This is a genomic window from Flavobacterium sp. TC780, from assembly GCF_056783245.1.
Genome location: NZ_JBXBAV010000163.1, coordinates 20,779 through 39,205 on the forward strand (window position 1 = coordinate 20,779; position 18,427 = coordinate 39,205).

18 protein-coding genes and 6 tRNA genes are annotated in these 18,427 nt (G+C 31.1%); 9 read left to right on the plus strand and 15 right to left on the minus strand.

Going from position 1 to position 18,427, the window contains the following annotated elements:
* The first annotated feature begins 129 nt into the window (after positions 1-129).
* The 6 genes from AC1RYN_RS18125 to AC1RYN_RS18150 all read left to right on the plus strand — a co-directional run bounded on the left by AC1RYN_RS18125 (position 130) and on the right by AC1RYN_RS18150 (position 3,040).
* Positions 130-660: a hypothetical protein gene (locus AC1RYN_RS18125; protein WP_481808070.1), complete on the plus strand. Its 531-nt coding sequence runs from the start codon at positions 130-132 to the stop codon at positions 658-660.
* Positions 614-1,330, plus strand: a complete 717-nt coding sequence (locus tag AC1RYN_RS18130) for a S8 family serine peptidase (RefSeq protein ID WP_481808071.1) — start codon at positions 614-616, stop codon at positions 1,328-1,330. Before AC1RYN_RS18125 ends, AC1RYN_RS18130 begins: the two co-directional genes overlap by 47 nt.
* A 112-nt stretch (positions 1,331-1,442) precedes the next feature.
* Entirely contained in the window at positions 1,443-1,880 is a 438-nt protein-coding gene (locus tag AC1RYN_RS18135) for a hypothetical protein (RefSeq protein ID WP_481808072.1), read from the plus strand.
* Entirely contained in the window at positions 1,871-2,158 is a 288-nt protein-coding gene (locus AC1RYN_RS18140; RefSeq protein ID WP_481808073.1) for a hypothetical protein, read from the plus strand. Before AC1RYN_RS18135 ends, AC1RYN_RS18140 begins: the two co-directional genes overlap by 10 nt.
* Positions 2,158-3,003, plus strand: a complete 846-nt coding sequence (locus tag AC1RYN_RS18145) for a hypothetical protein (RefSeq protein ID WP_481808074.1) — start codon at positions 2,158-2,160, stop codon at positions 3,001-3,003. Before AC1RYN_RS18140 ends, AC1RYN_RS18145 begins: the two co-directional genes overlap by 1 nt.
* Positions 2,975-3,040 carry a hypothetical protein gene (locus AC1RYN_RS18150; RefSeq protein WP_481808107.1) on the plus strand — a complete coding sequence of 22 codons (66 nt, stop codon included), beginning with the start codon at positions 2,975-2,977 and terminating at the stop codon, positions 3,038-3,040. Before AC1RYN_RS18145 ends, AC1RYN_RS18150 begins: the two co-directional genes overlap by 29 nt.
* Positions 3,041-3,131: 91 nt before the next feature.
* Here the strand turns inward: AC1RYN_RS18150 and AC1RYN_RS18155 are convergent, their stop codons facing one another.
* The 9 genes from AC1RYN_RS18155 to AC1RYN_RS18195 all read right to left on the minus strand — a co-directional run bounded on the left by AC1RYN_RS18155 (position 3,132) and on the right by AC1RYN_RS18195 (position 7,653).
* Positions 3,132-3,677, minus strand: a complete 546-nt coding sequence (locus AC1RYN_RS18155) for a 3'-5' exonuclease (protein ID WP_481808075.1) — start codon at positions 3,675-3,677, stop codon at positions 3,132-3,134.
* A 234-nt stretch (positions 3,678-3,911) separates the two neighbouring features.
* Positions 3,912-5,009: a slipin family protein gene (locus tag AC1RYN_RS18160; RefSeq protein ID WP_481808076.1), complete on the minus strand. Its 1,098-nt coding sequence runs from the start codon at positions 5,007-5,009 to the stop codon at positions 3,912-3,914.
* 775 nt (positions 5,010-5,784) lie between these two features.
* Positions 5,785-6,570 (minus strand): hypothetical protein, encoded by a 786-nt coding sequence (locus AC1RYN_RS18165; RefSeq protein ID WP_481808077.1) that lies wholly within the window; start codon positions 6,568-6,570, stop codon positions 5,785-5,787.
* Between the two features lie 221 nt (positions 6,571-6,791).
* Positions 6,792-6,863 (minus strand) — tRNA-Pro (locus AC1RYN_RS18170).
* 8 nt (positions 6,864-6,871) lie between these two features.
* Positions 6,872-6,942 (minus strand) — tRNA-His (locus AC1RYN_RS18175).
* 177 nt (positions 6,943-7,119) lie between these two features.
* A tRNA-Pro gene (locus AC1RYN_RS18180) sits at positions 7,120-7,191 on the minus strand.
* Between the two features lie 8 nt (positions 7,192-7,199).
* Positions 7,200-7,270, minus strand: a tRNA-His gene (locus AC1RYN_RS18185).
* A gap of 217 nt (positions 7,271-7,487) precedes the next feature.
* Positions 7,488-7,560: transfer RNA gene (locus AC1RYN_RS18190), tRNA-Asp, on the minus strand.
* Positions 7,561-7,582: 22 nt separating this feature from the next.
* Positions 7,583-7,653, minus strand: a tRNA-OTHER gene (locus AC1RYN_RS18195).
* 918 nt (positions 7,654-8,571) lie between these two features.
* On the opposite strand from AC1RYN_RS18195, the gene AC1RYN_RS18200 reads away from it, so the two are divergent.
* The 3 genes from AC1RYN_RS18200 to AC1RYN_RS18210 all read left to right on the plus strand — a co-directional run bounded on the left by AC1RYN_RS18200 (position 8,572) and on the right by AC1RYN_RS18210 (position 13,527).
* Entirely contained in the window at positions 8,572-11,664 is a 3,093-nt protein-coding gene (locus tag AC1RYN_RS18200) for a DUF6493 family protein (RefSeq protein WP_481808078.1), read from the plus strand.
* Between the two features lie 6 nt (positions 11,665-11,670).
* On the plus strand, positions 11,671-12,999 hold the full coding sequence (locus AC1RYN_RS18205) for an SWIM zinc finger family protein (RefSeq protein WP_481808079.1): 1,329 nt from the start codon (positions 11,671-11,673) through the stop codon (positions 12,997-12,999).
* Between the two features lie 126 nt (positions 13,000-13,125).
* On the plus strand, positions 13,126-13,527 hold the full coding sequence (locus AC1RYN_RS18210; RefSeq protein ID WP_481808080.1) for a helix-turn-helix domain-containing protein: 402 nt from the start codon (positions 13,126-13,128) through the stop codon (positions 13,525-13,527).
* Positions 13,528-13,663: 136 nt separating this feature from the next.
* On the opposite strand, the gene AC1RYN_RS18215 is transcribed toward AC1RYN_RS18210, so the two are convergent.
* The 6 genes from AC1RYN_RS18215 to AC1RYN_RS18240 form a co-directional block, all read right to left on the minus strand.
* Positions 13,664-13,822: a hypothetical protein gene (locus tag AC1RYN_RS18215; protein ID WP_481808081.1), complete on the minus strand. Its 159-nt coding sequence runs from the start codon at positions 13,820-13,822 to the stop codon at positions 13,664-13,666.
* Positions 13,813-14,307, minus strand: coding sequence for a hypothetical protein (locus AC1RYN_RS18220; protein WP_481808082.1), 495 nt, complete (start codon positions 14,305-14,307; stop codon positions 13,813-13,815). The genes AC1RYN_RS18215 and AC1RYN_RS18220 overlap by 10 nt, the downstream gene beginning before the upstream one ends.
* A gap of 10 nt (positions 14,308-14,317) precedes the next feature.
* Positions 14,318-15,559: a hypothetical protein gene (locus AC1RYN_RS18225; protein WP_481808083.1), complete on the minus strand. Its 1,242-nt coding sequence runs from the start codon at positions 15,557-15,559 to the stop codon at positions 14,318-14,320.
* Positions 15,519-16,613: a hypothetical protein gene (locus tag AC1RYN_RS18230; RefSeq protein ID WP_481808084.1), complete on the minus strand. Its 1,095-nt coding sequence runs from the start codon at positions 16,611-16,613 to the stop codon at positions 15,519-15,521. Before AC1RYN_RS18230 ends, AC1RYN_RS18225 begins: the two co-directional genes overlap by 41 nt.
* 150 nt (positions 16,614-16,763) lie before the next feature.
* A complete protein-coding gene (locus AC1RYN_RS18235) occupies positions 16,764-17,270 on the minus strand; it encodes an NACHT domain-containing protein (RefSeq protein ID WP_481808085.1) in 507 nt (168 codons plus the stop codon).
* A complete protein-coding gene (locus tag AC1RYN_RS18240) occupies positions 17,267-18,367 on the minus strand; it encodes a metallophosphoesterase family protein (RefSeq protein WP_481808086.1) in 1,101 nt (366 codons plus the stop codon). The genes AC1RYN_RS18235 and AC1RYN_RS18240 overlap by 4 nt, the downstream gene beginning before the upstream one ends.
* Positions 18,368-18,427: the final 60 nt, after the last annotated feature.

Genomic DNA, 18,427 nt, shown 5'->3' on the forward strand with positions numbered 1-18,427 from the left:
TATGAAAAAGAAACCAATCTTATTTTATGATTTTTCAGGAATGATTAATGACAAAAGTCCCCCCACTCCTTATTCTGTTCTTAAATACAATAGAATATAAAAAAAGTGATTAACCCCAAATCAAACTAAATGAAAAATTTATACAAAATTGCGCTATTTTGTGTATGCGGAATCACCTACTCGCAAACACAAAATGACATAGAAAAAATTCGATCTAACTCGAATGTATCTGAATTAGAATCGTTAAGTCAAAAATTCAGATCAGAAGCTGAACAAAAAAAGCAAAGAATTTTAAGTGTAGCAAAGACCAATGGCTGGAGCGCCTCTTTTACCAACAAAGACGGAACAACTAGCGAATTGATGGATATTAGTCCTGATGGCAAATCCCCAATCTATTACACACCCGACAACGTAAATGCTGCCAAATCTACGCGAGCAAACTTTTTAAACACTGGTGGCGGTTTAGGTCTCAATCTTAACGGGCAAACAATGACTGCTTATGTCTGGGACGGAGGAGCTACGCTTCCTACACACAATGAGTTTGGAGGAAGAGTTACTATTTCGGATGGAGTTACTGTTATTGGTGCAGGCAACAATAGTCAACATGCAAATCATGTTACAGGTACTATTGTTGCAGCTGGATTCTGTCGCCGCTGCTAAAGGAATGGCAAATCAGGCCAATGCAAGAACAAATGAATGGAATAGTGATTTACCTGAAGCAACTACAGCTTCAGCAAACGGAATGTTATTATCTAATCATTCTTATGGATGGGCTACAAGAAATCCATCAACAGGAGCTGTCTTAATAGCCCCATGGCAATTTGGATCATACCAAACAGTTGCTAGAGATTGGGATAATGTAATGTACAATGCTCCTTATTACTTACAGATAAAATCTGCAGGTAATGATGGAACTGATAATACTGCAAATCCAAGCCCTTTAGGAGGTGCAGGCTATGATAAACTTACAGGTTTTTCTACCTCTAAAAATAATCTGGTTATTGCTAATGCAAATGATGCAGTTATAAACGCAACAGGAGTGCTCACGAGTGTAACTATTCATGCTTCAAGCAGTCAAGGTCCTACTGATGATTTAAGTATAAAACCTGACCTAACAGGAAACGGAACTACTGTATATTCTACTGCGACACTTACTTCGACACCAACACCTTTAACAAATAGCAGTTACGGTAATGCTACAGGAACTTCTATGGCAGCTCCAAACGTTACAGGAACTTTACTCCTTTTGCAACAACATTATAAGAACATTACAAATAATTTTATGCGTGCTGCAACATTAAAAGGTTTGGCACTACATTACGGCAGATGATGCTGGAGCTACTGGTCCTGATGCTATTTTTGGCTGGGGTTTATTAAACGCAAAATTTGCTGCTGAAACAATTACTAAAAACGGAACTAACTCTATTATTCAGGAACACACTTTGACTTCAGGATCTAGTTATAGTTTTAAAGTAGTTTCTGATGGTATAAATCCTCTTGTTGCTTCTATATCATGGACAGATCCTGCTGGTGTAGCCTACTCTGGCAGCACGCCAAATGTTAGCACAGCAAGATTAGTTAACGACTTAGATATACGAGTTACTAATGGATCTGGTACTTTTTTTCCTTACAGACTTACATCAGCTACAACAAATGGATTAGGAGATAATACCAAAGATCCTTTTGAGCGCATTAGTATTAATGGTGCTGCTGGTATTTATACGGTTACCATTACTCATAAATCAACATTGGTAAACGCGCTGCAAAAATATTCAGTAATTGTTACTGGAATTGCATTACCTACTACCGATTTATACATAAAAGACAGACCTTATGACACTGGTGTTCAACCAAATCCAATTCAGGTCCTATGTGGATAAGCGACGATATATGGGTAAGACAAAATATCGATGGAGGACTTGTACATGAAAATCCTGAATTTAAATTATCTTCTCCAAATGGAGTTTATATCAGAGTTTATAATAGAGGCGCAAATACAAGTGCATCTGCAAAAGTAAGATTGTATTTTACCAAAGCTTCTTCAGGATTAACCTGGCCAACTAATTTTGTGAACTTTAATATTGGTTCTGTTAAACATGGAGATGAAATAGGAGAAGTAAGTATTCATCTATTCCAGCTGGTGGTAATACTATTGTAATGATTCCTTGGTATCCGCCAAATCCAGCATTATATTCTACTGACCAACACCATTTCTGTCTGGCTGCAAGAATAGAATCTCCAAATGACCCTATGTTTAGTGAATTAACTGGTGTAGGTATTGGTGTAAATACTAAAACCAATAATAATATAGCCTGGAAAAATTTAAGTGTTTACAACTTAAATACAACTGATATTGTTCCTCCTACAACAGTATTTGTAAGGGGCATAAAATCTAAATTTGTAAATCTAAGATTTGTAGATAAAGGCTTTAATGAGCAATTAAAAAATAATTTCTTTGATTTAGGCGGAGTAATTGAAGCTACTCTTGATGATAAATTATTTGAAAGAGCTCAGGCAAATGGATCTTTTAAAGGTATTGAGATTATTGGAAAAAATAAAATTCTGATAAAATCCAGAGAAGCAGCAATTGCAAATTTACCTATCGATTTAGAAGAAACTTTTGTAATATCATTCGACTTTAGAGTAGCAACAGTCTTACCTGCTGATGAACAAATCACAGTAGATTTTATTCAGGAAGATGCTCTAAAAGGAGAACTTGAAGGAGGAGAACGTTTTGCGCTTATAAGAGAAGGTAAACCGAACACTAAAGCAAATACTGCTTTAGCAACTGAAACTGCCGAATCCCGACTAATTACAATTTATCCGAATCCTACTAATGGAATATTTAAAATAAATATTACTAGTGAGGAACAAGGAACTTTAAGAATAACTAACATTCATAACGTTACTGTTTTTCAAGAAAAAACGAGCAAAAAAAGAATTCAGTGTGAATATAGCCAATCAAATTCCTGGAATCTATGTTGTTCAGTTTGTATCAAATAACGGAACAATAACCACCAAGAAAATAATTAAAAACTAAATTCATAAACCTAGATTAACTCAATTAAACGGAAAAACCACGAATGTACTATTCGTGGTTTTTCTTATTTAATGCTTAGCATGATATCTATTTAATTACGCAAACACCAATGCAAAATTTTAGCGATATTCTTTGCATCATCAACACCTCGGTGATGTGTTCCTTCTAACGGAATATTTAATAAATGCAAAGCACCATTCATTCCCGTTGGCTTTTGTAAACCGAATTTCTCTGCAAAATGAACTTTTACATTAATGTGCTCCTCTCCCATTGGATATAGAACACCAAACGACCTACATTGTTTTTTAAGCATATTAAGGTCGTACTGACCGTAACTTGCCCAAGTATATAAATCGGGTTGATACTCGTCTGTCAATTTTTCAATCGCTTCTTCAAAACTTACTCCATTTTTATCCAGTAAATCCTGAGTGATGGTCGTTAATTCTGTACAAAACGGACTCACACTCGAGCGTTGTGGCTTTATCAAAATGCCCTGATTTTTAGTAATGATTCCTGTTTGGGAATCTAAGACGGCTAATCCAATTTCAATAATTTCATTTTGCTGCCCTTTCGGGACTTCACCTTGCCAACATGTGGCTTCTAAATCTATGATAATAATTTTATCTGTAGTTTTCATTTTTCTGTTTTTTTTAATTGTTGCGTATAATTTTTCTAACACATAAAAACATAGCTTTGGTTTGCCCACAAAAGAGACGTTTCACTTATTTTAAACACACATAGTTACTATGCGAAAGAAATGTATTTATCTTTGACTCTCTTCTTTTAGAATAAAAATCTATCTTTCTATGTGTTAGGAAAAAATTATCTGCTTTTTATCTTAATTAAATTTCTCTTTCATTTAAAAGAGTCTTTATTTCACGAAGATTTCCTTCAATTGACCAATGACGTTTCCGCTGCCAGAAATGGTAATTTCTCCAATCTTATCAGCGATTTTTTCAACATATTCCATTTCTTTCAATTTCCACAACATCTCGTTTTCCTCCATCAACTTTGCTGTGTTTAACAAACTTCTTGTTGCGGCAGTTTCTTCTCTTCGCATAATGCTATTAGCTTGCGCTTTTTTCTCGGCAACCAAAACCTGATTCATGATTTCTTTTATATCTCCTGGCAAGATTACATCTCGGATTCCAGCATCTGAAATTACCAATCCCAACTCATTAATTTTAGCTGTTACTTCATCCAAAATTGCATCGGCAATCGTATCTTTTTTGGCTAACAATTCATCTAAGGTTAAACCTCCTACGAATGCTCTCAAAGCAAGTTGCATGGCAACATACAATTGTTTTTCAAAGTCTTTGTTATCAACCAAAGCTTTCATGATATCAACAACCTGATATCTCACAAAGAAATTAATCCTTAATCCCGCTTTGTCTTTTGTCAATAATTCCTGTCCTGAAATCTCAACATGTTGTTGTCTTGCATCAACCGTTTTTACTTCGATAGTAATTGCATTATTCCAAAAATAATGAGTTCCTGCTCTTAATTCAGTTGTAAAAGTTCCGTTTACAAACAACAATGCTTTATCATTGCTGGCAACAATAAATTTTCTTGCGTACAACCTCAATTTAGCGTTCTCCAATAAATTCATTGGAATATTTTCGGTGATATAAATTTTAGATAAATCTACTTTAGTAAATTCATTTTTTACAACACCTTTCCAGAAAGCATATCTACCTGCGGTTAAAACTTCTTTAAAGTTACCGTTTACAAATTGCAATACAATTTCGTTATCGGCAACCTCAACTATTTCTAACATAGAAGCCAATACTTCATTTTGCAACAATATATTCAACTCGTATGGCGCTTGAAATGACAAGCCCATATCAAAAATCATAACATTTTTATTACCCAAAATCCAGTGAGAACCATCTTCTAATACCCTAACCAATTTTCTGTTCTCGAATACCAACCCTACTTGGTATGCATTAATTTTAATTCTATTTATCATTTTTATTTTTGTTTAAAGTTTTTTTGGTTTCATGTTTTCCAACCAGTAAAAAACTTAGTTATATTTTCTATTTTCTTAAATCTATTCTCTTCTTTTCAAAATAAAAAACTTCATTGTCTCTCTCCTCCGAGAAAAACGGACGAATAGTTTGTTATTTGCTAACTCCAATTGTTTTGCGATTCTATTTTGTGAAAGCGATTCTAAATTCTAAAAAAATCACTCGAACAATCAAATCGAAAAGAAAATGAGCTTTTCAAAATACATTGCTATTCGCACTGGTTTTATCGTGATTGTGAAATTTTGAACTTTGCAATCCTAGTTCCACAGACAAAGACAAATCAGTTTTCTTTGGTTATGCATCTTTTTAAGAGTGATGCGCTCTAAACACAGATAAAAGTCTGTTGACATACCAATCGTCCAACCGAATCTGAATCCGGCGCAGGATTCGAACCTGCTGCTTTCTATTGTTCTACCTGACTGAACTATCACATTGCTGTGAGTGGGAGTCGAACCCACGACCGATAGAGGAGATCGTTTTTTGGAAAACCATCAAAACCTCCAAATCAAGTTGCATAGAAAAACATAATACGCTTTCGCGAAAAGTTCTCTACAATGGTGCTATACAGAAACACGCAACAAGACTCGTTTGATATTTTTAAAACCATAAACAATCTAGTCTATGGTTTTTATTATTTTTATTTAAAAGAACGTGTTTTTATTTCTTGAGCAAATATTCAAATTATACTACGCATTTATTCTGCGTAGTATAAAATTCTTATTTTATCCATTCCATAATAGTTTCCAAATAGGCTTGTCTTACTTCCTCAAATCGTGTTATATTAGGAATATGATTTACTTCTAACAAATATTTAGAACCATCTTTTGCAACGATATAATCATTCCCGATCATGTCCATTTGCAAAGTATTTTTAATGTGCAACGTATCTGCAAGCAAATCAGGATCTACAGTCATAAAACCAGCATTACCAGGATGAATAGATTTTAACCAAGTATCACCTTCTAATTTAATTTGCCAATACCTATCTCCTATCATCATTATACGAACTGCTTCTCCATCATAATAAGGTTCTGTAGTTGCTGTAAACTCACTTTCCCATTCTCCAATAAAACGATGTTTGTTTTCGCCACAATGCCAATTTCCCCATTTAGCAACAGTATCTTCTGTTACATTTATAGAAGCTCCTGCACTTATAAATCCTCGAGGTGCGCTAAATCTTGAAAGAGATAAAGCTTTAACCAAACAAGGAATTTTAAATCGACAATCAAGCATAGCAGCAGCATTAGGATAACAAGCACCTTTCCAGATGGCTAAACCAGAAATAAAATCAAAATCATTATCATAAATACCATAATAGACTACTTTATCTACTGGCAACATTCCTATACCATTTGCCTTTTCCATATAAAGGACTTCCTCTCTTACTATAATTTTTGGTATAGACTGATGCCAGATAATGTGTCCTGAGTAACTTGCTTTTATAGTATCATATTCTTCTTGTTCAATACCTACTAAAGCAATTCTATTGTAATCTTGTTTCATGATTTTAATAATTTAATGTTGTTTATATTTTATTTTTTTAATCTGCCACGAAGACTCAAAGACACTAAGTCTATTCTATTTTCTCTTTGCGACTTCGCGTCTTTGCGTGAAAATAATTTTGCCCATTATACTTTGTCAATATCTCGCAAAGTCGCAGAGCCGCAAAGTTTTAAACACTTTGAACCTTTGAACCTCTGCGTCTTTGAACCTTAACAAAATTGTCTGAGAAGTAGGGTTCGAACCTACGACCTCCCGCGTCCAAGGCGGGTAAACAACCACCGTTATCTTCTCAGTTATTTTGGGTGTTTTCGGGAATCGAACCCTGTTCTTCGGATTCACAGTCCGATATTTTACCAAATAAACTAAAAACACCATTTTTATATTCTACAATCAAAACACAAAACACTTCGTTTCTCTTTGCGTCTCTGCGACTTAGCAATAAAATTGCTCGCTATCTTATCTTTAACAGCACTTTGTCAATCTCTCGCTAAGACGCCAAGTCGCTAAGTTTTAAAACCTCTGCGTCTTTGAACCTTCTAAAAAAACTTGTCTGAGAAGTAGGGTTCGAACCTACGACCTCCCGCGTCCAAGGCGGGTAAACAACCACCGTTATCTTCTCAGTTATTTTGGGTGTTTTCGGGAATCGAACCCTGTTCTTCGGATTCACAGTCCGATATTTTACCAAATAAACTAAAAACACCATTTTTATATTCTGCCTCGAAGCCACTAAGCTTTGATTCCTTTTCTTTGCGACTTCGCGTCTTTGCGTGAAAATAATTTTGCTCATTATACTTTGTCAATCTCTCGCAAAGTCGCAGAGCCGCAAAGTTTTAAAACCTTTATTCCTTCGTACCCTTGCAACTCTCTGCTCCTTTGAGCCTTTGAACCTCTGCACCTTTAAACCTTCAAAAAATTAGCGGCTCATACGGGAGTCGAACCCGTTTCTCCCGAGAGACAGTCGGGAAGGTTAGCCAGTAACCCCAATGAGCCAGTTCCTTCTAGAGAACACTTGTGATTTTGGAAGGGCTCGAACCTTCATTCAAGGTTAATTAACCTCCCTTCTACCAATTGAAATACAAAATCATTTAATTTTTGGGCATAAAAAAAGCACCCGATTAAAGGTGCTTCATAAGATTCAATAAGATATACCTATCCTATTGCCAGTATCTATGCACCTGTATTGTAATAAAACCAAGATCGAAACTCGGGTTTAGCAGTTGTACGTTATATGTGTGATGTTTGAAATCCATTTTATGTGTTGTATTATATATTGAAATCATTGTCATTATTAGAAATTCGTTTTCCAGATTTTCTTCGGCAAAGATAAAGTCTAAAAAATCAATTATCCAAATCATTTTTAAATTTATCTTACTGACAATCAAACAATTAATCTCTATTTAAAATCATAAAAATCCCTGTCCGCTTATATAAGCAGATCCTTAATTGCATCAAATGACTGTCTCTCATCAGATTACTTTTCAAGATTATATTTCGCTATTAGGTTTAATCATTAAACATTTTATCCTTTATTTTTTTAATTATTTTTATTTAAAAGTTATTTCCAGTCCAATTAGTATCATGTTGGGCCACATTATTATCACATTAAGCGAAGCCAAAATGTATCAAAAACAAAAAAAGCGCCCCGATATCAGGACGCTTTTATATTTTTATGTTGAATTTGAAACTACAATTTACACTTCAATTCTATAAAATACATATCACATCCATAGCCTTTAGCAGGGTAAAATCCCTCTAAACGATCGCTATTTTGTCTTACTGACAGATTAATATGTAGATTCTTTATTTTCATTTCGAGGGCAAATGTAGGTCTTTTATTAATATAATTAAATAATCCTATGTAATTAATCCTGAAACATTTATCATTCTATCAAAAATAGCGACCAATAATCTCACTTATATTTTTAGTTTACGTCAGAATAATTCCATATTTTTAAAATATCTAATTATAAGATTCTTTATCAATTCAGTTCATATAATAGCATGAAAAAACACCTAAAATACATAGATGGGAATTCCGATAAATTTTGGCAAATTGAAGTTACAGGACTAGAATATACTGTTACTTATGGAAAAAATGGAACCAGTGGTACATCCCAAACAAAAAAATTTGCAACAGCTGATGAATGTTTAAAAACCGCCGAAAAATTAGTAACCGAAAAAGAAAAAAAAGGATATTCAGAAAATGGCGATGTTACTGTAGCTTCAAAACCAAAAACGACTAAAAGTTCCAATGCTGATTTAGTTTTACAGGAATACGACGCCATTATAAAATCTAAAAACATTGATTTAGTATTGCCTTTTCTTCAGGAAAAATCAAAAGGTTATATAGAAGCTATAAAAAAGCACATCAAGAAAAACAAGCGCTATTGGATGACGTACACTGAGTTGTCTAAAGATCCAGATTACGTAAAAAAAGGCAAACATGATTACGGATGGGGAACCCGTGGAGATAAAATACAAAGTGATATCATTACATTAAGTGCTATTGCATTATTTGATAAAACTGACATTAATTCCTGGGATGAAACTCTAAATTTATTAAACGAAATAGACGAAAAAAAACAAGTCCTGGATGTTTTATTATGGGCAAAACCCAACTGGATAGGAACTTTTATTCTAGACAAGATAAAAAAACAAGATTGGGTTGGCTTTAATTATCATATTCTACGAAAACTTGAAGATCAGGATTTATTACAATTTAATCCAGAATTATATGCTTTAACTTTAGCAGCAACTAATGAATGGCGAGCCAAGATGAAAACTCGAAAGTTCATTACTAATTCTTTAAATGACAAGCTGACTTACCAAAGAGATATTCCAGAATTGTTTAATTATGAAACGATTCTTCATAACAGTTTTTTTAGAGATAATGATTCACAAGCACATGATGAATTTCAAACTTGGGCGGTACTTTATAAATCGTTATTAGACGATAATAAAATGGAACGCGCTTTCTTTATCGAAAATGCCATCCTGATTCAAACCAAAGAATGGAACAATAACCTGAAATCTTTTTTCAGAAAAAGAATTGAAGAGTTTAATGTAACAGCAGAAGAACTTATTATCCATCAGGAAAATATTTTCTCTTATTTACATAATCCGTATCCGCCAATAACAAGTTACGGAATCGAGCTTGTTAAAAAAATGTACGAGCATCCTAAATTCAAAACCAAATCATTTTTTGAATGGCTAGAACCTTTAATGATGCGTAGTGATTGCAAAGCTGCTATCAAAAGTGTACTGCCTGTTTTAGAAAAAATCGGTAAGTCGAACCCTAAATTAAACAAAACGATTGCATCAATTATAGCTGACGTTTTTGTAATTTCTGATTTGGCATTACAAGAACGAGCGAGTAAGATAATTGTAAAAATTGCAACCGAAAAAGACGCTGTACTTAAAGAGAAACTATCTTCTTATGTTACTTTGATGCAAGGAAATATTAAATCGGGATTAAGTAATTTTATTGATAATGAAGCTTTAGCGGTTGACGACTCTAGTCTCGAAGAATATATATTTGCTCCTAAAAAAGAAGCTTTACTTATCGAAGAAGTACAGCTTCCTACTGATTGGAATGACGTTGTGTTTCAGTTCGGAAACTTTATCGGTTCAGAAGAAGTACTGGATACTGAAATTCTATTGAACGTATATATCATGCAAAGGGATTTATTTCCATCTGATTATTCAGCACAATTACAACCTTATTTAAAACAACTGCAAAAGAGCTATTTTGAAAGTGTAAATAAAGATTATGTAAAAACCTTTTTGATGGATAAAATTATAAACATCGAAAATAAATTCAATAGCAAACATAAACACTATTCTAAAATCAATACGCTGCTGTTAGCACAACCATTATTGGAGAAAGTACAGCAAAAAATAAATGAAAATTCAGCTTTACCACTACTCTCTTTTCCTAGCCATAAACCGTATTGGGTTGCTCCTAAGGTTTTATTAGAAAGGGTTATTGCCTATCAAAATACAAACGAAGAAATTGATTTTCTAGATTTAAGCATTGCTATTTCGCGAATGCCAAGAGAAAATACCGAAGAAGCTATTCCGCTATTGGATAAAATAGAAGGAGAACTGAAACAGTTATTATCCTTTTGTTTGGGAGTAGATCAAAAATTAAATTTAGGTTCCGAATCTCTATTTTCGAAACTATTGGCAACAATGGGAAAAACAACCAAAGAAACTGGAATATTATCTCTTTGGGCAGTAGCAGCAAGAACATTTTATCCAAATGATACTTTCGCCGAATTTGAAAATACATATTTAAAAGAGGTTCCTTTTGTGGTTTCTCCATTTGTACCTCAGGTTAAATTTAAAGAAAAATGGAATGAATGGACCAACTATCAAACCAAACAAAAAGAGAGAACTCCATCTTGGTATGAACTCCGATTTGACTTGCCTAATTACTCAAAAATTCCAAATTATTTATTGTACAGCCTGGATATCTATCAGCGCCCTAATAGTTGGGATTATTTACTTAACTCTGCAGGAAATACCAATTACTGGCACAGTCTAACGCCACAAAATGATGATGCACTTGCTATAACGCTATTGCAAAATTGTGGTACTGGCGATGGGTCAAAACCTGATTTAAAAGGTTTTCTGGATATTATAAATCGTCCTGAGTTTACATTTTCAGACACTTCTTTACTCTTATATGCTTGTAGTTTCTTTCAGGAAAAGAAAGACATCCGATTAATGGCTTCTGAGGTTTTGATTAATTTGGTCGAAAAACAAGCGGTTGATATGGAAGTATTTGCTCAGAAACTGGCTTTCTTAGCAACTGGAAAATATGGCGTATTCTTACGAATGGTTGATGGATTAATTGCCATAAAAGATGTTTCGCCATTACATAACGATGCTTTACTGAAGTTGTTTAATTCCTTTTTTGAAAATCTTGATCTAAAAGACAAGTTACCAACGAGCTTCAAAAAAATCGTCGAAAACTATCTTGATGTTTTAACCAAAACAAATCAAAAGCCATCGCCTAAAGCAACTGTTTTCTTTGACCAATGGAAAGATAATGCTTCGCTTAAATCATTGATTAAGCAAATTTTAAAATAAAGAAAAATGACTGATTTAGAATATAATTATAAAGGAATCTCTACGTATAGCAAAACCAAAGGAATTAATAATTTGGTTTTGGCACATCAAACCGAAATAGAAGAAGTTAATAATATCCCTTGTTTTTTCTGGGGCAGTTTAACCGATCCTTATGTTACTGCAAAATGTTGGAGTACAATTGCCAAAGTGGTTCGTTCTAGTTTTGGCCCAGTTCCTCCAAGTCTTCGTGATCCGATTGTATCGGCAGGAGCAGAACGATTGCGTTTTGAAGGATTTTCGTCCTGCAATGGTGTTTATGTAAGATTAGACATGAAACCCGAAGCTATTGATGGCGAATTTATTGCCAACGGAACGACCAATGTCGATTTTAATGACCCAATGCTAAATGCACTGAATGCCATTCAAAAAAACGAAAAAGTAACTCTTGCCGTTGGTCAGCAAGAAGTACAAGTTATTACTACCAAAGCTAAAGTGACCGAAAAGAAAGTGACTTTACCTATGCGATGGATTAAAGGTTTAACAAGTGTGCAACTTTATCTTGCCGATATGGATGTTAAATATGAATTGAATAAAATTCAGACCATTCAGTTATTTCAAAGCTTGCCAAAGGGAAGCGTAAAAGGAGATTTTTTTATCACCAAAAGAGCAGGAAAATTCATGTTCTCGACTTTGGCTACAAATGACAGCGTTCGAATTGGCGGTGTACAGCGTTTGCGATTATTAGAAGGAATTCTGGCAATAGTAGATAAAATTTATATCTATGAATCTTCAGACAAACAGACTTGTGCGATAGTTTCTGAATTTGGGAAAATGCAATTGTTAATGGCTTTTTCTCCCGATTCGTACCGCGGATTTTCAGGCGAAGGAAATGTTTCCGAAACCATGACCGAAAACTTACCGATAGAATGGGTTTATGGTTTAAACAGCTTACTCAAATCAAATGAAACTTTTGATCCTACGATGCTTTCTATAGAAAACGATATTGATTTTGGCACTATGGATAATCTTACTTCTAATTTATCCTCAATGGGATTATTAGGTTATGATTTAAGCGAAAAGGCGCATTTCTATAGACGTCTTCCTTTTAAAACCGAGCGTATTTTGTCTTTAAATCCAAGGCTTAAAAATGCCAAAAAGTTAATCGATAATGAAGACATTGAAATCGTAGAACGCAGAGCCGATTATATCGAAGCCAAAGTAAAAGGTTCGGGCGTAATACACAAAGTGATTATTGAAGGATTAAACCAAAGATGTACTTGTGATTGGTTTACTGCTTATCAAGGTAAAAGAGGAATCTGCAAGCATATCCTAGGAGTGAAAATGATGGTTTCTTAAAGAGTTGGGTTTTATATAAAATAATTTAATTCAAATAAGAAGAAACATAATTTTACTCTTTACCAAATCAAACGCGTTTTTTACGAATCTCTATTTTTTTTAAAAAATTTTAATACCTTTGAATTTATGAGCACAGCAACTAAACCAAAACACATTGGCAGAAATATTAGCCGAATCAGAGAACTTCGTGGTATGAAACAAGAAGCACTTGCGCAGGCAATTGGTTCAAACCAACAAGCCATTTCCGGAATTGAAGGAAGCGAAGAAGTTGATGCTAAAAAACTGGTTGAAATTGCAAAAGCACTTGGCGTTACAGTAGAAGCTATTGAAAACTTTTCGGAAGAATCTGTTTTTAATTTCTTCAATAATTTTTACGATAATAGTTCAAATACTGGTGCTCAAGGAAGTACTCAAAATAATCATTGTACTTTCAATCCTCTTGATAAAGTTGTGGAACTTTACGAACGTTTGGTTCAAGCTGAAAAAGATAAGGTTGAATTTTTAGAAAAATTGATGAAAGGGAAATAATATTCTCAATAAGAGAATTTTTTATATATAAAATGCGCAATGTGAATTGCGCATTTTTTTCTGAAATTTAGATTATTGATAATCTTATTTGCTACAAAGTCAAGAACTTCACCAACAACAGAAAGTAAAACCTTAATTAATTTACAATTTCATTTACCTTCTCACATGCTTTACTAAAAGTCAATGGACTTGATTCTGCTATATAATAACTATTATTAGAATTATCTATTAATAAATTAATATGAAAAATACCATTACTATTATTACTCTCAATTAGTTTGCTTCTTATATCCAATAAAATGGCTTGTGTCTTGTGGTAAGAATTTGGATTTTTTGATAAATTAAAACATATTGATTTAAAAAAGTTATTGAATTATTAAATGCTCTGTCAAATTCATCATATAAATAAATTTTATCAAAGAAAGACTCTAATATACTATAATCTTCAACTGCATCATAATTTGCAAAATAGTTAGAATTAGCAGATGCATATAAATCAACATTTAAAAATAGTAAATAATATCGTATAGCTTCTATACTATTTAATTCAAAAAGTACATTTAAAGAGTTGGAAATAAATCTCCTATCTAAATCTAGATTTAAACTAATTTTTTCTAAATATTCAATTGCTTTTGAAATACAATAATTCTGTTCTATTTTTTCTTGCATTAAAACAGAAATTGCATCCCAACTTTTGTAACTATTAATATTAATAGAACATTCTTTCAAAAAAGCGACATCATGTTCTAATTTATAAAAATTGTATAACTTTTTCTCCAAATTATATTCTCTAATCTTCTTTTAACAATTGAATTCTAACATATTTCAATGATGATTTTAGTGGCTTTTCAATAACGTACTCAATATATTTATCTACAACAAAGCTAGAGAGATTATCTTTTTTTAGATTGTTTTCTATTTCTCTATCGAAAGCCTTTTCATCCTTAATTTTCTCCTTTAAATAATCAAATAGAGTTTTATCATCATTATATTTTTTTACATCTGGAATGGCTAAAGAATTTAATAAAAATTCTTGGGGTATTATAAAATCTAAAGCTCTCGAAAAATATATAACATATTCCCACCTAGTATAATCATCCAAAAATGAGTAGCCTCCAGAATTATTTTTAACAATTAAATTAAAATTAACTTCTTTTACAGCTTTCTGTATCCATTTATTTATAAACTCTTTTTGAAATTCTGAAACTATGATTTTTGATACCTTCCTATCATTTTGTAAATTATACTTTATCTCTTCAATAATGAAATCGTCGTTATCTATTTGTTCCTTAACATCACTTAATTCAATTTGTTCTGAAAAATTATGAATCAATCTTCCTAAAATTTCAATTACTCCATCAATAATATTTCCATGTCCGTTTTTAAAATACCAATTCTGATTAATTTCATAGTACATTTCAGCACTAATCTTATCCCCATTTTCATTAAAAAGATTTTCAAATTCCTTAAGTAGAAGTTCTTTATCAAATAATAAATCAAAGTTTTTCTGATGTTTATTTTCATAAACTTCTTTTATTTTTAATATTTCTTCTTCTGAAAGTAATGCTTCGTTAAATTCAAAACCCTTCTTAATCATTTCATCATTAAAAAGTTTTGCTAAATTTTTATCTGAATTTTTTACTAGAGCGTTTCTAAAGTATTCAATTTCATTTAATTCAATTTCATTTTCTATTTTAAATTTATCAATAACATACCAGATGTTCTCCTCATTCATCAAAGTTGATAAAAGATAATTAGTGTTTTGAAAATTAAAATTTTCTAATATATATTTAGAAATCTCATTAATTGATTTAACATCTATCTTTGAAATTAATTGCTGTAAAGGTCTATCTAAATAAAAATTTCGAGTTTTAATATCAATTTGCTTTAATAACTTAATAATAAACTCATTGTCAATTTTATCAAATTCAACACATTTTTCAATTAAATCTTCTAGATCTCCAGAATAAATATTAACATTAATTCTGGAGTCAAAAAAAGTATTTTGCCAAATCGATGAATTTATCAACATCTCTAAGTTTTAATATTAACTGACTTAATATATAGCTATTTCCTCTAACAACTTCATCTTTTTCATCTCTTGGTTCGATATTATTTTCCCTTAAAAATTCTTCCATAATAAAACCTGCATATTTATCGATATCTTCAAGTCCATTAATTATTTTCAAGAGCTCCACGTTAATTTCCTTACTCGTTTCACTTTTAAAAATTTCTAATAACTTTTTAAGATAATTTTCATCATCAATAGTAAATCTTTTCTTAGATATGCATTGAAGCATTGCCGATTTTATCTGTTTTGAATTATCTGATGCTTTAAGATTATCTATTAAAAAAGATTTAAAAAAATCATTACTTGTTGTAGGTATATTATTAAAATATCCTAGTAAACTCAAAGCAGAAATTCTAGCCCTAAATTGTTTGTTTCTATCATTAATTATATCAATTAAAAATTTAAAATTAACATAACAATCAGAAAATTCAGCAATTTCATCAATACTGAAGTTTTGGTCTGTGGTAATCCAGTATGTCTTTTCAATACATCTATCAATAAAATATTTTTGAAAAACTTTAATTCTTAAATCTTCAGTTATTCTATCAGAATCAGCCTTTATAATTAACTCTATTTGATTTTTTTCAATCCATTCTATTAATTGATTTCTAGACTTACCATCGTCCATTAGATTAATTAAAAAAGATATTGCATTAAATAATGTAGGATGTACTTTATCTACAATTTGAATATTAATAATTGATAATATCTCTTCAAACTGCTTCTCCGAAAGAGTTTTCGCAACAAAATACTCTTGTAATTGCCTATGTTCAAAACTAAATTTTTCTTGTTCTTTTTCAAGATTAATGAAAAAAGGTGTTTCAGTTAATTTAACATAATCAGAGCCAATTAATTCATTTAATTCGGCTGATGTTATAAAGTTCTTTTGTTGAAATTCATTTACGAAAGCTATTTTTTTTAAATTTTTTATCTCTTGAGGAATATCTAAGAATCTTTGTTTTACAATCTTATTTTTATGGTTTTCTAAATGTTTATCAACATATATTTCCCACATTATAGCATCGGAATCAGGTAATTTTTTCTCAGATAAATAATATTCAGCAAATAAATTTAAAAAAAAAGGAGATTTTAAATATTGATAATGCTTGTCTAGAAGAGATAATTTGTCTAAATGTATACTAAATTTCTTTTTTAAAATTGAACCTCATTGCTCAAAATTTAAATCTTTTAAATAAAAGGTTTCAAATTCTGAAATATTTACAAGATACTTTTCAAAAATATTTGTTCTACAACTTATTACATATTTAAAATTGGACAATTTGTGCTGATTTAAAAATATTTCAAAAGCTGATAAAAAATCTGAAATTTCAGCTATTTCATCTAGCCCATCTAATATGAATATCATTTGCGGAAGCGATTGCCATTCAGGATAACCTATTAAATCTTCAAATTTATTTATTGGTCTAAAATTTTTTAAATTTATAGAAAAAAGAACTATTCCATTTACATCAATTTTATTCCATAGAGATATAAATAAATTTTGCAATTCTCTAGATTTACCAATGCCAGGATTTCCTAACAATACAATTTTGTCATATTCAAAAATATTATCTTCTAAAGTTTTAGAACTATTATTATCATCAAAATAAAAATTTAAAGATTTTTTGTTTGATTTAATTATATGCCTTGGTTCATAATAATTTTCATTCATGATTTAAATTGATTTTGATTTAATATTTTACTTAAAACTGGAGTTCGGTTTTCTCTATACAATTCAAATCCTTTAAAACTATTACTCTTATTTTTATCAATTCCTCCATCGCCAATTGTATTATCAAATATAAATATCTTGGAATCTGGTCTATTATTATATACTCTATAGTGAATCTCAATTATTCTATACCCTAATAAATCAATATCAAAAACTTGATAACCTGACTTATACTCACTATTTGTTTCATTAGGATTTAAAAGGGATGCACGACTTCTAAATCCATGACAATTTCCATGAGGGCTATAAAAAATATTTGTTTTATTCGAATGATAATGCCCATATAACATAATTTCTATATCATTTCTAATTAAAAACCCTTCAATATCTTCTTTCTCAATAAAATTATCTATTGAATGATGAAATAATAAAATGTTTAATTTTGCATCAGCTTCTTTTAATCGATTTAATCCATCGTGTAATTGCTGCATACCAAAAAATAAATCACTATCGTTTTGCAATTTAATACTCTTACATCTCCATGAATCATTAACTAATAAAAAGCCAATATTAATACCGCTGTAATTATAAATATATGTAGATTGATTATTTGAAAATCTATAGTCATTATTACCATTATGAAATTTAAACTCAAATTCTTTGAATTCTTTAATCCTATGACTATGCTTAAGGGTTGTATTTTCTTTTAGATAATTATATGTATTTCCAATATTTATATTTTTAACCAAATCATACTCTTCTTTAAGTAAAATTTTATTTTCATCAATATCATGATTACCAGGTATAAAAAGAAAGTTTTCCTTAGAAAATGCTAATGCAGAAATAATAGGTTTTATAAAAATCTCTTCAAAAATATCATATGGACTTGGATAAATTGCTTTATCTTCATAACCATCAATTTTATATAAAGAATGACCGCCTTTATCTACTAAATCACCAGTTATTACAATTATATCTATTTTTTTTGTCCTATTATATGATAACAAGTCGTTAATTAAAGCATTAAGATAATTATTTTTAAATTCTAAATAATTACTTTCTGAGAGATGTATATCTGAAAGATGAATTATACGCATATATATATTTAACTGAATTGTAAATATGGGATATTAATTAAAATTTTCCAAATATAACCA

What these genes read in the sequence shown, in the direction of transcription:
- AC1RYN_RS18235 (WP_481808085.1), bottom strand. Translation starts at nt 17,270, where the DNA reads ATGAATGAAAATTATTATGAACCAAGGCATATAATTAAATCAAACAAA.
- AC1RYN_RS18160 (WP_481808076.1), bottom strand. Translation starts at nt 5,009, where the DNA reads ATGATAAATAGAATTAAAATTAATGCATACCAAGTAGGGTTGGTATTC.
- AC1RYN_RS18140 (WP_481808073.1), top strand. Translation starts at nt 1,871, where the DNA reads ATGTGGATAAGCGACGATATATGGGTAAGACAAAATATCGATGGAGGA.
- AC1RYN_RS18165 (WP_481808077.1), bottom strand. Translation starts at nt 6,570, where the DNA reads ATGAAACAAGATTACAATAGAATTGCTTTAGTAGGTATTGAACAAGAA.
- AC1RYN_RS18240 (WP_481808086.1), bottom strand. Translation starts at nt 18,367, where the DNA reads ATGCGTATAATTCATCTTTCAGATATACATCTCTCAGAAAGTAATTAT.
- AC1RYN_RS18130 (WP_481808071.1), top strand. Translation starts at nt 614, where the DNA reads ATGTTACAGGTACTATTGTTGCAGCTGGATTCTGTCGCCGCTGCTAAA.
- AC1RYN_RS18225 (WP_481808083.1), bottom strand. Translation starts at nt 15,559, where the DNA reads ATGTTGATAAATTCATCGATTTGGCAAAATACTTTTTTTGACTCCAGA.
- AC1RYN_RS18200 (WP_481808078.1), top strand. Translation starts at nt 8,572, where the DNA reads ATGAAAAAACACCTAAAATACATAGATGGGAATTCCGATAAATTTTGG.
- AC1RYN_RS18210 (WP_481808080.1), top strand. Translation starts at nt 13,126, where the DNA reads ATGAGCACAGCAACTAAACCAAAACACATTGGCAGAAATATTAGCCGA.
- AC1RYN_RS18155 (WP_481808075.1), bottom strand. Translation starts at nt 3,677, where the DNA reads ATGAAAACTACAGATAAAATTATTATCATAGATTTAGAAGCCACATGT.
- AC1RYN_RS18125 (WP_481808070.1), top strand. Translation starts at nt 130, where the DNA reads ATGAAAAATTTATACAAAATTGCGCTATTTTGTGTATGCGGAATCACC.
- AC1RYN_RS18205 (WP_481808079.1), top strand. Translation starts at nt 11,671, where the DNA reads ATGACTGATTTAGAATATAATTATAAAGGAATCTCTACGTATAGCAAA.
- AC1RYN_RS18230 (WP_481808084.1), bottom strand. Translation starts at nt 16,613, where the DNA reads ATGTGGGAAATATATGTTGATAAACATTTAGAAAACCATAAAAATAAG.
- AC1RYN_RS18145 (WP_481808074.1), top strand. Translation starts at nt 2,158, where the DNA reads ATGATTCCTTGGTATCCGCCAAATCCAGCATTATATTCTACTGACCAA.